At 68.7% G+C, this 12,986-nt stretch carries 11 protein-coding genes; 7 read left to right on the top strand and 4 right to left on the bottom strand.

Annotated features, from left to right (window positions below):
- Positions 1–175: 175 nt before the first annotated feature.
- Positions 176–1,135: a hypothetical protein gene (locus tag ACGFNK_RS19095; RefSeq protein ID WP_393417256.1), complete on the top strand. Its 960-nt coding sequence runs from the start codon at positions 176–178 to the stop codon at positions 1,133–1,135.
- Between the two features lie 139 nt (positions 1,136–1,274).
- On the top strand, positions 1,275–2,081 hold the full coding sequence (locus ACGFNK_RS19090) for a GntR family transcriptional regulator (RefSeq protein ID WP_393417254.1): 807 nt from the start codon (positions 1,275–1,277) through the stop codon (positions 2,079–2,081).
- 384 nt (positions 2,082–2,465) lie between these two features.
- Here ACGFNK_RS19090 and ACGFNK_RS19085 read toward each other — a convergent pair whose 3' ends face one another.
- Both ACGFNK_RS19085 and ACGFNK_RS19080 read right to left on the bottom strand, forming a co-directional pair.
- Complete coding sequence (locus tag ACGFNK_RS19085; RefSeq protein ID WP_393417252.1) at positions 2,466–3,581, bottom strand: zinc-binding dehydrogenase; 1,116 nt, start codon at positions 3,579–3,581, stop codon at positions 2,466–2,468.
- Positions 3,578–4,474: a fumarylacetoacetate hydrolase family protein gene (locus ACGFNK_RS19080; RefSeq protein WP_393417250.1), complete on the bottom strand. Its 897-nt coding sequence runs from the start codon at positions 4,472–4,474 to the stop codon at positions 3,578–3,580. Before ACGFNK_RS19080 ends, ACGFNK_RS19085 begins: the two co-directional genes overlap by 4 nt.
- Before the next feature lie 424 nt (positions 4,475–4,898).
- On the opposite strand from ACGFNK_RS19080, the gene ACGFNK_RS19075 reads away from it, so the two are divergent.
- A complete protein-coding gene (locus ACGFNK_RS19075; RefSeq protein WP_393417248.1) occupies positions 4,899–5,813 on the top strand; it encodes a VOC family protein in 915 nt (304 codons plus the stop codon).
- Between the two features lie 84 nt (positions 5,814–5,897).
- On the opposite strand, the gene ACGFNK_RS19070 is transcribed toward ACGFNK_RS19075, so the two are convergent.
- Positions 5,898–6,920 carry a zinc-dependent alcohol dehydrogenase family protein gene (locus tag ACGFNK_RS19070; RefSeq protein ID WP_393417246.1) on the bottom strand — a complete coding sequence of 341 codons (1,023 nt, stop codon included), beginning with the start codon at positions 6,918–6,920 and terminating at the stop codon, positions 5,898–5,900.
- Positions 6,921–7,383: 463 nt separating this feature from the next.
- On the opposite strand from ACGFNK_RS19070, the gene ACGFNK_RS19065 reads away from it, so the two are divergent.
- Both ACGFNK_RS19065 and ACGFNK_RS19060 read left to right on the top strand, forming a co-directional pair.
- Positions 7,384–8,286 (top strand): helix-turn-helix transcriptional regulator, encoded by a 903-nt coding sequence (locus ACGFNK_RS19065; RefSeq protein ID WP_393417244.1) that lies wholly within the window; start codon positions 7,384–7,386, stop codon positions 8,284–8,286.
- Positions 8,287–8,394: 108 nt separating this feature from the next.
- Positions 8,395–9,108, top strand: a complete 714-nt coding sequence (locus tag ACGFNK_RS19060) for an SDR family NAD(P)-dependent oxidoreductase (protein WP_393417242.1) — start codon at positions 8,395–8,397, stop codon at positions 9,106–9,108.
- 271 nt (positions 9,109–9,379) lie between these two features.
- Here the strand turns inward: ACGFNK_RS19060 and ACGFNK_RS19055 are convergent, their stop codons facing one another.
- A complete protein-coding gene (locus ACGFNK_RS19055) occupies positions 9,380–10,807 on the bottom strand; it encodes an aspartate ammonia-lyase (protein ID WP_393417240.1) in 1,428 nt (475 codons plus the stop codon).
- Between the two features lie 105 nt (positions 10,808–10,912).
- Here ACGFNK_RS19055 and ACGFNK_RS19050 point away from each other — a divergent pair, with 105 nt between their 5' ends.
- The gene (locus ACGFNK_RS19050; RefSeq protein ID WP_393417238.1) at positions 10,913–12,250 is read left to right on the top strand and encodes a dicarboxylate/amino acid:cation symporter; all 1,338 of its coding nucleotides are present in this window, start codon (positions 10,913–10,915) and stop codon (positions 12,248–12,250) included.
- Positions 12,247–12,972 carry an aspartate/glutamate racemase family protein gene (locus ACGFNK_RS19045; protein ID WP_393417236.1) on the top strand — a complete coding sequence of 242 codons (726 nt, stop codon included), beginning with the start codon at positions 12,247–12,249 and terminating at the stop codon, positions 12,970–12,972. The genes ACGFNK_RS19050 and ACGFNK_RS19045 overlap by 4 nt, the downstream gene beginning before the upstream one ends.
- The last annotated feature ends 14 nt before the right edge of the window (positions 12,973–12,986 follow it).

The raw sequence follows: 12,986 nt of genomic DNA, 5'->3' as shown, positions 1-12,986 counted from the left end.
CCTCTACGAGGAAGGCGCGAAATGGCTGGCCGGCTCGAGCACTCCGGGTGCTCCTCACTGACCCGTTCCACCGACGTGCCGGCTTGCGGCCGGCTTCAGCGGCCGCGGCACTGCTGAACCTCGCCCGTCAAAGCGGTCTTTCTCATGCTCTCTCTGATCCGAAGGAACGGTCCCCATGCAAGGTCCCGAAGCCTCTGCCGATCCCCGAAGTGCCGACGGCGCGGTGACCGGTGCGGCCATGCTCCCCGCACTGAATGCACTCCGTGTGCCCGGCGAACCCACGCGACGGCTGACCGTGGGCGTCTTCCCCGGCGCCGGCGACGTCCATCTGTACCACGCCCTCGACTCCGGGTACTTCCAGCAGGCAGGACTGGAGGTGAACCTTGTCGAGGTCGTCTCCTCCGACCAGCAGATGGCCGGCTGGAACGATGGCGACTACGACGTCATGCACACTTCTCCCGACCACCTGCTGCGGGGACTGCTGAAGCGGGATCCGGTGGCTGTCCGGGCCGAGGGCATCGGCGAACTCGCCGTTCACCGGCGTCCCGGCTCGCCGTTGCCAACGGACCGGTGGGCGGTCGACAACGCGCAGAGCGCCTTCGCGTTCGTGCTGCGTGCCGTACTCGCCGATGTCGCCGACGCGCCGGTCACCGACAGCCAACTCCTTGCGGTGGGCGGTACTTTGCAGAGATTCCAGGCCCTGCCGACAGCCGCTGTGGACGGGACCACACTGCATCCGCCCTTCGACGTCCTCGCCGCCGAGAAGGGATACCCCCGTCTCGGCGGCCACCTTCAGGTCGCACCTGACCTCATCACCAACGTGGTGATCACTCCGCGCGCCACCGCCGGCACTTGGCACACCCGCGCCTACCTCGAGGTCTGCCGCATGAGCACTGCGGAAGTACTGACTGCAGGGGCACGGGGCATAGAGGCGGCTCTCCTACGGCACGGCTTGCCGGCGGCCGCAGCCCGGGCCGCGGTCCCCGGCCTCCTCGGCCCCGCAGGCCTGTCCACCTCACCCGATGTGACCCTGCGCGGCATGGAGGCGGTAGCCGGCCTGCGTCGCCGCTTCACTCCGGCCTGGCAGCCCCCGTGCCCGCTCGAGTCCCTGATCGGTCCCAGACGGGAGCACTGACGCGGCACTGGCGCGGGCCAGCAGTGGATACAGTGACGCTCCTGCTTGGGCAGGCTCCGACGAGATTCTTTCTTCAGGGCCTGCCGCTTTCCGCCTTTCAGGTACTGGAGCTGCATACACCTGGGTAGACTCTCCTGGCATGAGCAGGAGGAGGAGTGACACTCCCCAGGAACAACGTTCGGCGGAGAACGGAAGCGAGGCACAGGCCTCGTCGTCCGAGCCGCTGGGCGAAACACCCGGGCAGGCCGTGGGCGGACGCCGACTGGCCCTCGACGTTCATGGACGGCTGCGGGACATGATCCTCAGCGGCGAGCTGCCCCCGGGATCGGTGCTGCTCCAGGCCGAGATGGCACGGAGGCTGGGCGTCAGCCGTACGCCGATGCGTGAGGCGTTCCGGCTGCTCCAGGAAGAAGGGCTCATCGACGCACGGCCCGACCAGCGAGCGAAGGTGCGGGGAGTGGACCCCGAGGACCTGGACGGTGTCTACGGGGCTCGCATCATGCTCGAAACTCTTGCTGTGAGCGTGACGGCGAAGTCGCTCGCGGCCGGGGACCTCGCACGTATGGGCGAAGCGCTGAAGCGTATGCAGGAACTGGCGGACCAGGACCAGCCGGACGAATGGCACGCCGCGCACAGGGAGTTCCACGGCATCGCGACCCAGGCGGTGCCGCCGCATCTGCAGCGCATGCTCGCGTCGCTCGGCGAGCACAGCGGGCGCTACATCCGGCTGGCCCAGCTGGGTATGCCCAGCTCCTGGGCCCGGGCGCACACAGAGCACGAAGCGCTGCTGGAGGCGCTGCGTCGGAGTGATCCGGACGAGGCGGCACGCGTGATCGCCCGCCATCTCGCGCGCACCGCTCTGAATGTCCTGGCGGACATCGCCCCGGAGTATGAACCCGCGGCCACGCGGACTGCGCTGGGGATCGCGGGTAACGGTCAGTCCTGATGCGGAGGCTGCCCGGCTGATGACGCCTCCTGCGGCGCATGACTGCAGGGCACGGACGTCCCCGCACGTGGGTGGACTCACAGGGCGCGGGGGAGACCGCGCCCTGTGACTGCGCGGCTCCGCCCATCGCTCGCCCCACGGTCACCACTCGCAGACCGGATCCGGCTGCCGTGGACATGCAGGAGATCCTGCGCATCGCCGTAACGGTGTTGCGAAGTCTCATCGCTACCGAGGGACCCGCTCGACTGGGGCACGGCACCGGCCACCCCCGGTTGCCGTGGCCCGGTCGACTCAGGGTCCTTGCACTCCGGTCCAGCGTCTGGGGCGACGACGGTGTCGTCTCGTCGCAGAGAAGCCTGTCGGGACCGGCCAGGGGGCGGGGCCTTACGCGTCCCAGTCCCCGGGGCCCACGGTGAGTGCCACACGCCCGAGGCTGTTGTCGTCCTCCATGTAGCGGTGGGCGTCGGCGGCGCGGGCGATGGGGAACGTGCGGTCGACGACAGCACGGAATCCGTGCTCCACCTGCGTCCACAGGGCCTTCACCGCAGCCGGGCTGCCCGTGCGGACCCCGATGATGCGGTGGCAGTCGGAGTACACACGCCGCAGATCGATCCTCACCTTGCCGCCGAGGAAGGCGCCGGAGGTGACGACAGCGCCGCCGCGGGCCAGGCAGTCGATGGTGGCGTCCCAGACGGCAGGGTCACCGAGGTTGTCGACGGCGATGTCGACACCGCGACCGCCGGTCGCCTCGCGTACCCGCGCCACGAAGTCCGGCGCGTTGGTGTCGAGCACGACGTCGGCTCCCGCCGCGGCCATGGCTGCGCGCTTCTCCGCGGAGCGGGAGGTCGAGATGATCTTCGCGCCCAGGTGCTGGGCGTAGGCGGCCGTGGTGGAGCCGAGCGCGGAGGCGGCGCCCTGGATGAGTACCCAGTGTCCGGGGCGGAGTCCCGCCTGGGTCATCTGGTTGGCGGCGACCGCGCCGCAGAGCGCGAGCGAGGCGGCCATCGCGGCCGGAATGCCGTCCGGGACCGTGTGGACGTTGCGCGCCGGCACCGCACAGTACTGCGCGTAGGCGCCGGGGTGGTGGGTTCCTATCACGGTCAGGCCGTCGCAGACTTCCTCGCGGCCTTCGGCGCAGTACGTACAGGTGCCGCAGGCGACACCGGGCAGGACGGCCACGCGGTCGCCGACCCGTACGGAGTCCACGCCCTCTCCCAGGGCGGCGACGGTGCCGGCGTGGTCCGCGCCCAGGATGTGGGGCGGTTCGATGGTGGCGTAGGGGTGGTTGCCCGCGCGTGCCGTGAGGTCGAGCAGTCGGCCGATACCGACCGCGGCGACCTGAACGAGGACTTCTCCGGGGCCGGGGCGCGGTGTGTCCACCGTGGCCTGCTCCAGGACGTCGGGCGGTCCGAACCGGCGGAACAGCATGGCTCGCATGGTTGCGGGAACCGGCAGAGCTTCCGGCCAGCCGAGCTCAGGAACGGTCAGAGTGTTGCTCATGACGCCACCACCGTGTTCTCCAGGCGACCGATCCGCTCGATCTCGATGACTATGTCATCCTCGTCAGCCAGGAACTCCCCGCGTGGTACTCCGCAGCCGGCCGGTGTGCCGGTGAGGATGACGTCCCCGGGTTCCAGGCGGGTGATGCGGCTGGCCGCCGCGATCACCTCGGGGATCTTCACCATCATCTGCGCGGTGGAGGAGTCCTGCTTCAGCACGCCGTTGATGCTGAGCTGGATCTTCAGGTTCTGCGGGTCGGTGATCTGCCAGGCGGGCACCAGTCCGGGGCCGAGCGGGCAGAAGCCGTCCTGTCCCTTGTGGCCGACCCAGTCGTAGGTGAACGGCTCGGCGACCGGCTGGGCGGCCTTGAGCCGGTCCCGGGCCGAGATGTCGTTCGCCGCCAGGTAACCGGCCACATGGTCCATGGCCTGCTCGGGCGCGAGGTTGCGGCCGCCACGGCCGATGACGACGGCCAGTTCGGCCTCCCAGTCGACGCGTACACCCGGGTAGGCGGGGAGGGGTACCGGGTCCCCGGGTCCCGTCACGGTCGTCGTCGGCGGCTTGAGGAAGAAGAACGGGTCACCCAGCTCATCGGGGCGTTCGCAGCCCATCTCGGCGATGTGGTCCCAGTAGTTGGCGCCCGCGCAAAGCACCTTGCCGGGATAGGTCAGCGGCGGTGCGAGCCGGGCGCCCGCAACGGCCTCGGACGCTGCCGGCGTCCAGTCGCGCAGCAGCGACGCGAGCGACTCCCATCGGCCCAGCACCTCCATTAGCGTGAGGCCTTCTGTCCCGGGCGGCCCCTGGACCACGGAGCCGTCGGCGTACACACCGACGGCGACTTTCTCCGAGTCGTCGACCCGGTACTGCACCAACGACCATTCAGACGGTGTCATGTTTCCTCCGGCAAGCGGCTCTCTAAAAGCAGCAGAACCATAGTGCATACACATTGGGATAGGAAGAGTACGCTTCCGCATGCATAAAGGGCGCCGACAAGACGGGTCCTCATGGACTGGATGTGGGCGGTGGGAGCGACACGGACGGCGGTGGGCGGATGCTTGACGGCCTGCCCCGGCCTGTCATCCGGGACCCCGGACGCACCAGAGTGGAGATCCGCGACCCCCACGTACGGCGCGCGAGGCCATCGAGGACCTGGCTCCCGGCCGCGTGCACGGGACGTCCAGGAGGCCACGGGCTGCTCTATGGTCCTGGAGTGGAAAAGGTTTCACCGGACACCTGGACGTCAGGTCCACAAGGTGTACACACTTACCTCGGCTGCCCGTGCGGGATGCGGGTACACCAGAACCATGAGGAGTGCACATGTTGCGTGTCAAAGGTCTCCTGCACTACGGACTCCAGGTGCCGTCACTGGATACGGGGGCGAGCTTCTACGGCGCGTTCGGGCTGGAGACGGCGGAGCGCGGCAACGCGGTGGTGATCCGCTGTGACGGCCGGGAGCAGGACCAGACGGTGCTGACGGAGGGGCCGACCAAGCGGCTGCACCACGTGGCTTTCGCGGTGGAGCCCGATTCGCTGCCCGAGTGGCAGCGCTACCTGGAGGGCCTGGGCCTGAAGCTGCTCGACGCGCCGGAGGAGGTGCCCGGCGGGCTGTGGTTCCATGATCACGAGGGGAACCTGGTCAACCTCCGTGACGAGGGGATCCGTACCTGGCGCGAGTTCGGGACCACGGACGCGCAGGACGCCAACGTCGGCGACCGGGTCCGCCGGATCGACCAGGCCCGCTGGCTGAACGCGAGCGAGAAGACCCGCCCCCAGCGTCTCGGACACATGCTGATCTTCAGCTCCGATGTGGGTGCCTCCGAGGCCTTCTACACGCGCACACTCGGACTGCGCCTGTCGGACCGCATCGTCGGCGGGCCGGTTTTCCTGAACTCGGGGCCCGGCGACCACCATGTCTTCGGTTTCGTCCCGGCGGCGCACCCGGGCCTGCACCATTCCAGCTGGATGGTGGCCGACATCGACCAGATCGCCAGGGGTGCGCAGACCATGGCCGCCGAGGGCTACACGAAGGGCTGGGGCCTGGGCCGCCACACCCTCGGCTCGAACCTCTTCCACTACATCCAGGACCCCTGGGGCAGCTGGATCGAGTACTCCAGCGACATGGACTGCATCTCCGAGAACTGGCAGCCGAACGACTGGGACTGCCCGGCCGCCGTCTGGAGCCCCGAGGCGCCGGCCGACTTCATCACCAACCAGGAAGAAAAGCCTGCCTGAGCATCGTCATCCCTGACCACCCGAACGACCACCCGCAAGCCCCGTGCCGTCGGCCGCGGCCGGGGAGTACGTACTGGTGGCAGGTCAGAGGGTGAGGAGCACCTTGGTGGCGCGCCGCTCGTCCATGGCCTTGTAGCCCTCCGCAGCCTGGTCCAGCGGCAGGGTGAGGTCGAAGACCTTGCCCGGGTCGATCTTGCGGTCCCAGATGAGCTGGATGAGGTCGGGCAGGAACCGGCGCACTGGGGCGGGGCCGCCGTGCACGTGGATGCCGGCGAAGAACAGGTCGATGCCCTGGATCGTGACGTCGTAGTTGACGCCGACGAAACCCATGTGGCCGCCGGGGCGGGTGGCGCCGATCGCCTGCATGGTCGACTCCTGGGTCCCGACGGCCTCGACCACCGAGTGCGCGCCGAGCCCGCCCGTGAGTTCCTTGATCTTCGCCACGCCCGCGTCACCACGCTCCTCGACGATGTCGGTCGCGCCGTAGAACCGGGCCAGCTTCTGCCGCTCGGGGTGGCGCGACATCGCGATGATGCGTTCCGCGCCCAGCTGTTCGGCGGCGAGGACGGCCATCAGGCCGACCGCGCCATCGCCGACGACCGCGACGGTCTTGCCGGGACCGGCCTCGGCTGCGACAGCACCGAACCAGCCGGTGCCGAGCACGTCGGAGGCGGCCAGCAGCGAGGGGATCAGCTCCGGGTCCGGCTGCCCCGGCGTGGGGACGAGGGTGCCGTCCGCGTGGGGGATGCGGGCCTTCTCCGCCTGGGTGCCGACCGTCTGCGCCACGAACTCCCTGTGCACGCAGCCGGACTGGTAACCGGCGCGGCAGATCTCGCAGGTGTTGTCGGAGATGACGAACGACCCGACGACGAAGTCGCCCACCTTGACGTTCCGCACGTCGTCGCCGACTTCCTCGACCACGCCCGCGTACTCGTGCCCCATGGCCGTGTGATCGACGGGCTCGATCCCGCGGTAGGGCCACAGGTCCGACCCGCAGATACAGGTCGCGGTCAGCCTGATGATCGCGTCGGTGGACTCGATGATCTTCGGGTCGTCACGCTCCTCTGTCCGGACGTCACCGGCCGTACGCATGATTACGCCACGCATACCTGAGTCTCCTTACGTTCCTTGCTTCACTTGCTTCGTGCATGGAGGCGCCCTTGATCAGGCCAGGTTCTGGGCGAAGAACTCCTCCAGCCTGTCGAGCGGCCCAGGCCCTGCTCCTTCACACCGCCATACGACGCGCCGACGACGATCGCGGGGTCCTGTTCGGGGGTGTCGAAATCCTTGGGCCGGTAGAGGTCCGCGGAGAGGTGATCCCGTACCGGTTCTTGAACGACACGGGCGTGCGGGTGACGCTCTCGTCCAGGTCGAAAACGTAGGTGTCCACGGCAAATTCGCTGCCTTTCCCGGGTCCGGTCCGGGTACCCGCCACTCCCATCGGTGACGCCGGAGCGGAAAGCACCACGGCATCCAGGGAACCGCCGTTCCGGGCGGGCAGCGAGTCACTGACGATGGGTGTACTGGCAGTACATGCCTAGTGCCGAGGTGGCGGCGTACGGTCAGATGTGTGGACAACCGTGACGAAGTCCGCGAGTTCCTCACCTCGCGGCGAGCCAAGATCACCCCCGCACAGGCCGGGCTGCCATCCGGCACCCGCCGCCGCGTACCGGGGCTGCGCCGCAGTGAGGTCGCCGCCCTGGCCGACGTCAGCGTCGAGTACTACGCCAAACTGGAGCGCGGCAATCTCGCCGGCGTCTCACCCGCCGTGCTCGAAGCCGTCGCCCGCGCCCTTCAGCTCGATGACGCCGAACGCACCCACCTGCTCCACCTCGCCCAGGCCCAAGAAGGCTCCGACACGCTTGCCCGCCCGCGGGCGCGCTCCAGCAGACAGCGGACCCTGCACAAGAGCCTGCAGTGGACCCTGGATGCCGTCACCGCCGGGCCCGCGGTCGTCGTCAACGGCCGCCTGGACCTGCTCATGGCCAACCAGCTCGCCCGTGCCTTCTTCAGCGACATCTACGACCGTGGCATGAAGCCGCCGAATCTCGCTCGATACCATTTCCTTGACCCCGCGGCCCGCCGCTTCTACCCGGACTGGGACCTCATCGCCGACATGACCGTGGACGTCCTGCGCACCGAAGCGGGCCGCAACCCCTATGACAAGGACCTCCACGACCTGGTGGGCGAGCTGTCAACGCGTAGCGATGCCTTCCGCACCCGATGGGGCGCACACAACGTCACCCGCCACGGCACCGGCATCAAACGCTTCCACCACCCGGTCGTCGGCAACCTCACCCTTGCCTGGGAAGCCCTGGCCATGGCCGCCGAACCCGGCCTGACCCTCACCATCTACACCGCCGAGCCCGGCTCGCCCTCCGCAGAAGGCCTGAACCTGCTCGCGTCCTGGGCCGTCACCCAGGACACTGCTGTCGCCTCTTCCCTTCGGTCTCCGACCACTCCACCGAATTGATCGCCGAAAGGGAGAACCGAGAGGGCCATTCCACGTACGACCTGGGCAAGCGGCGGGCTCCCGATCAGTTCACCGCACCCATCACCACACAGACGGGAGACAACTCGCATGGCACTGATTCTGGTGACCGGGGCATCCAGCGGACTCGGGCGCAACACGGCGAACGCGTTGGCCGACGACGGGCACGACGTGGTCATCCACGTCCGCAGCCCAGCCCGTCTCACCTACGTGGATGACTCCGCCCGGTGGAAAGGCGTCGTCGTCGGGGACCTCGCCGAGCTGGACGAGATCCGCGGCGTTGCCCGGCAGGCCGTTGAGTTCGGCCGCTTCGACGCCGTCATTCACAACGCCGGCGTCCTGCACTCCCCGGATGCGATCACCGTCAACACCGTCGCGCCCTACGTACTGACGGCCCTGATGGACAAACCGGCCAGGCTCATCTATCTCAGCAGCTCCATGCACCGAAGCGGCTCCACCGACCTGGGACAGCTGGCCGCCGGCACCGCTTCCTACGACGACAGCAAACTGTGGGTCACCACCCTCGCGCTCGCCCTCGCGTCCCGGTGGCAAGGAACCTCGAGCCATGCGGTCGACCCCGGATGGGTCCCCACACGTATGGGCGGTCCCGGCGCATCGGACGACCTGGCCGCCGGGCACCGGACACAGGTGCGGCTCGCCACCGATCACGAGGTGACGCCGGGCACCGGCGGCTACTGGTACCACGAGCAGACGCAGACACCGCATCCTGCGTCGCAGGACGAAGAGTTCCAGGCTCGACTCATTCAGGTCCTGGAGCACCACACAGGCGTTCCGCTCGACTGACCGCGACCCGCCGCAATCAGATCGCTCAGCACGGTCGCCGCGACGGGAGGTAAGAGCAAGCTCGGGGGGCCTTCACAGGTCCGTTGCGCAGTGTGGCCATGGCGACGTTGAGGTTGTTCACATTGGCGTGCCGTCGGAGCGACGGCCGCTCGGCGGCCGGAAGCCGACCACCGCGAGCGTCATCGACGATTCGGGCGCCTCGCAGAGGCAGGGCTCACCGTCTGCACCCTCTGGCTTCCCAGTGCGGTCCGGCGTCGCCAGTGCTCGTCGTTCATGGAGCAGCTACTGCTGAGGGCTGCGTGGGGGGCCGAGTGAGGCTCTCGGGCCGCAGGATCGCGTCCAGTTGGCCGGCGGTGAGCAGGCCGGCTTCGGCGGCGAGGTCCTTGATGGCGCGGCCAGTGGCCAGGGCCTGGCGGGCGAGGGCGGTGCTGGCGGCGTAGCCGATGTACGGGGCGAGCGCGGTCACCAGGCCGACGGAGTGGTGCACCGTGTCGTGGAGATGTTCGCGATTGGCGGTGATCCCGGGGATGCAGCGGGTGGCGAGGGTGTCGCAGGCGGCGCGCAGATGGGTCAGAGAGCGCAGCAGGCTGTAGGCGATGACGGGTTCGAAGGCGTTGAGCTGGAGCTGTCCGGCCTCGGCGGCCATGGTGACGGTCAGGTCGTTGCCGATGACCTCGAAGGCGACCTGGTTGACGACTTCGGGGATCACGGGGTTGACCTTCCCGGGCATGATCGACGAGCCCGCTTGCACCGGCGGCAGGTTGATCTCGCCGAGTCCGGCGGTGGGGCCGGAGGAGGTGAGGCGCAGGTCGTTGCAGGTCTTGGAGAGTTTCACGGCGACGCGCTTGAGGACGCCTGAGAGCTGGACGAAGGCGCCGCAGTCCTGAGTGGCCTCGATGCAGTTGTCCGCGGACAGGATGGGTTCGCCGCTGATGTCCGCGAGGTAAGCGCAGGCGAGTTCGGCGTAGCGGGGGTGGCCGTTGATGCCGGTGCCGATGGCTGTGCCGCCGAGGTTGGACTCCAGCAGCAGGGCGGCAGCCTCCGTGAGGCGCTGCCGGTCCTCCTCGATCATGACGGCGTACGTGGTGAATTCCTGACCCAGCGTCATGGGGACGGCGTCCTGGAGCTGGGTGCGGCCGATCTTCAGTACGTCACTGAACTCCGCTGCCTTCTCGGTGAAGGTCACGGCCAGCGCCCGCAGTGAGTCGCCGAGCCGGCGCAGTGAGGCGACCAGGGCCAGGCGTACGGCCGTGGGGTAGACGTCGTTGGTGCTCTGGCCGAGGTTGACGTGGTCGAGAGGGTGGATCACCTCGTAGAAGCCGCGCGGGTGGCCGAGGATCTCCAGCGCCCGGTTGGCGATGACTTCGTTGGCGTTCATGTTCGTCGAGGTGCCGGCCCCTCCCTGGACGGGGACGACGAACTGCTCGTGCAGCCGTCCGGAGCCGATCTCCTCGCACGCGCCGATGATCGCTTCGGCGATGTCCGACGGCAGCAGGCCGAGGTCACGGTTTGCCTGCGCCGCCGCCCGCTTGACGGCGGCCAGTGCGGCGATCAGGTCGGGGAACTGGGCAATGGTCGACCCGGTGATCGCGAAATTCTCCACAGCCCGCACGGTGTGCACGCCGTAGTAGGCGTCGGCGGGCACCTCCTTGTCTCCGACCAGGTCCTGCTCCATGCGTGTGGTCTGCGCCAGCGCCATCTGATGCTCCTCGTCCTCGCCTGCCCCTTGACAGGCCACCGCTTCCGGCCTCAGTGTTACCGGCCAACGCGCAGAACGCAATATATTGCATATGGCAGGAGCCTCATGGACGTCTCACGCAACCGCCCCACCAGCACAGACACTCCACCGGCCCGGCGCAAAGGATTCTGGCGGCGCTGTCTGAAGATGCCGATCGGAATCCAGTCGATCATCGCTGTCGGCCTCGGAGCCCTCATCGGATCCCTCGCCCCGTCCGCGGGCGAGCAGATGAAGATCCTCGGGGAGGTGTTCCTGAACCTGGTGCAGGTCGTCGTGCTGCCCCTGGTCTTCCCGCTCATCGTGCTGGGCATCGCCCGCATGGAGTCGGTCAAGAAGGTCGGCCGGATCGCCGGCAAGGCGATCCTCTACTTCGAGGTCGTCACCACCGTCATCCTGCTGATCGCGGTGGGCCTGGCCAAGTTCACCGGCATCGGCAAGGGTGCCCCCGTCGAGGGGGCCGAGGCCAAGGACCTGGACGGCATGAGCCAGGGCATCGACTTCCACGAGCTGGTCCTGCACGCCGTACCGAAGAACATCTTCGCCGCGTTCGGCGAGGGCAACCTGCTCGGCGCGATCGTCTTCGCCCTCCTCGTGGGCGTCGCCATGGCCGCGATCGGGGAGAAGTCCCAGCCCTTCGCCTCCGTGCTGGATTCCGTCGCCGCGGTGATGTTCAAGGTCGTCGGCTACGTCATCCGGATCGCGCCGCTGGGCGTGCTCGGCTTCATCTCGTACGACGTCGCCCACTACGGCTTCGGCAACCTGCGCAGCCTGCTCGGCTTCATCGCCGTCGTCTACGCGGGCCTGGCCATCGTCGTCGGCGTGCTCTTCCCGCTCATCGCCGCGATCTACCGCATCCGCTACGTCAACCTGCTCAAGTCCATCGCCGGGCTGGCCGGGATCGCCTTCGTCACCCGCAGCTCCGAATCGGTGCTGGCCCCGCTGATGGGCAAGCTCGAAGCCTTCGGCCTCAGCCGGTCGACGACCTCGTTCGTCGTCCCCCTCGGCTACTCCTTCAACACCGACGGCTCCGTCCTCTACCAGGCGGCCGCCCTGGTCTTCCTCGCCAACGCCTACGGCGCGGACACGTCCCTGCCTGCCCTGCTGCTCATGGTCGGCGTGCTCGTGATCCTCTCCAAGGGCATGGCCGGTGTCGCCTCCGCCTCCATCGTCGTCCTCATCGCCGCCGGCAACTCAATCGGCCTGCCTGCCGAGGGCGTCGCCCTGCTCCTCGGCGTGGACTTCATCGTCGACATGGCCCGCACCGGCGTGAACGTCGTCGGCAACTCGCTGGCCGCCGCCGTCATCGACAGCTCCGAGAGCCGCGGCGAAGCCAAGCGCGGCAGCCGCGACACCCCCCACGCCCCGGCCGCGACCACGGCCCTCCAGAAGGAAACCGCACGGTGACCACCTCTACCACTACGGAGATCATCGGCATCCTGGGCGGCATGGGGCCCGCAGCCACCGCCGACTTCTACGCCAAGCTCGTCGCGACCACCCCCGGCTTCAGCGACCAGGACCATCTCCGTACGGTCATCTGGTCCGACCCCACCATCCCCGACCGCACGGAGGCCCTGCTGGGTGACGGTCCCGACCCCACTCCCTGGCTTCTCGACGGCAGCCGCGTCCTGCGCGAGGCCGGTGCCACCGTCATCGCCATCCCGTGCAACACCGCGCACGCGTTCGTCCCGCGCATCGCCGATCACGTCGGCCTGCCCATCGTCCACATGATCGGCGAAGTCGCCCGGCACCTCACCACGGTGAGCCCGCCCATCCACACCGCCGGACTGCTCGCCAGCAGCGGCACCGTCCGCGCCGGCCTGTACCAGGAGTGGCTGGACCGCTTTGGGATCCGCCTTGTGCTGCCCGATGCCGCCACCCAGGATCGCGAGGTCATGACCGCCATCCACGCGGTCAAGTCCGGCGCCCGCGACGGCGCGACGACCGCACTGCTGACCCGTGCCGCACAGCGCCTGACCGAACAAGGCGCGCAAGCGGTGATCGCGGGCTGCACCGAAATCCCCCTTGGCCTTTCCGCCGACGCCGTGGACGTCCCCCTCATCGACCCGGCGCTCGTCCTGGCCCAGGCCCTGGTCCGCAGGGCCACAACCGAGAGCAGAGCCGGGTAGGACGGGAGAGCGAT

This window comes from Streptomyces sp. NPDC048825 (genome assembly GCF_043198355.1).
Classification (GTDB): domain Bacteria; phylum Actinomycetota; class Actinomycetes; order Streptomycetales; family Streptomycetaceae; genus Streptomyces; species Streptomyces xiangluensis.
Note: the sequence above shows the minus strand (reverse complement) of the source record. Positions and strands in the feature narration are given on the sequence as shown.

Coding starts and splice junctions, on each gene's coding strand:
- ACGFNK_RS19095 (WP_393417256.1), top strand. CDS start 176: ATGCAAGGTCCCGAAGCCTCTGCCGATCCCCGAAGTGCCGACGGCGCG.
- ACGFNK_RS19090 (WP_393417254.1), top strand. CDS start 1,275: ATGAGCAGGAGGAGGAGTGACACTCCCCAGGAACAACGTTCGGCGGAG.
- ACGFNK_RS19085 (WP_393417252.1), bottom strand. CDS start 3,581: ATGAGCAACACTCTGACCGTTCCTGAGCTCGGCTGGCCGGAAGCTCTG.
- ACGFNK_RS19080 (WP_393417250.1), bottom strand. CDS start 4,474: ATGACACCGTCTGAATGGTCGTTGGTGCAGTACCGGGTCGACGACTCG.
- ACGFNK_RS19075 (WP_393417248.1), top strand. CDS start 4,899: ATGTTGCGTGTCAAAGGTCTCCTGCACTACGGACTCCAGGTGCCGTCA.
- ACGFNK_RS19070 (WP_393417246.1), bottom strand. CDS start 6,920: ATGCGTGGCGTAATCATGCGTACGGCCGGTGACGTCCGGACAGAGGAG.
- ACGFNK_RS19060 (WP_393417242.1), top strand. CDS start 8,395: ATGGCACTGATTCTGGTGACCGGGGCATCCAGCGGACTCGGGCGCAAC.
- ACGFNK_RS19055 (WP_393417240.1), bottom strand. CDS start 10,807: ATGGCGCTGGCGCAGACCACACGCATGGAGCAGGACCTGGTCGGAGAC.
- ACGFNK_RS19050 (WP_393417238.1), top strand. CDS start 10,913: ATGGACGTCTCACGCAACCGCCCCACCAGCACAGACACTCCACCGGCC.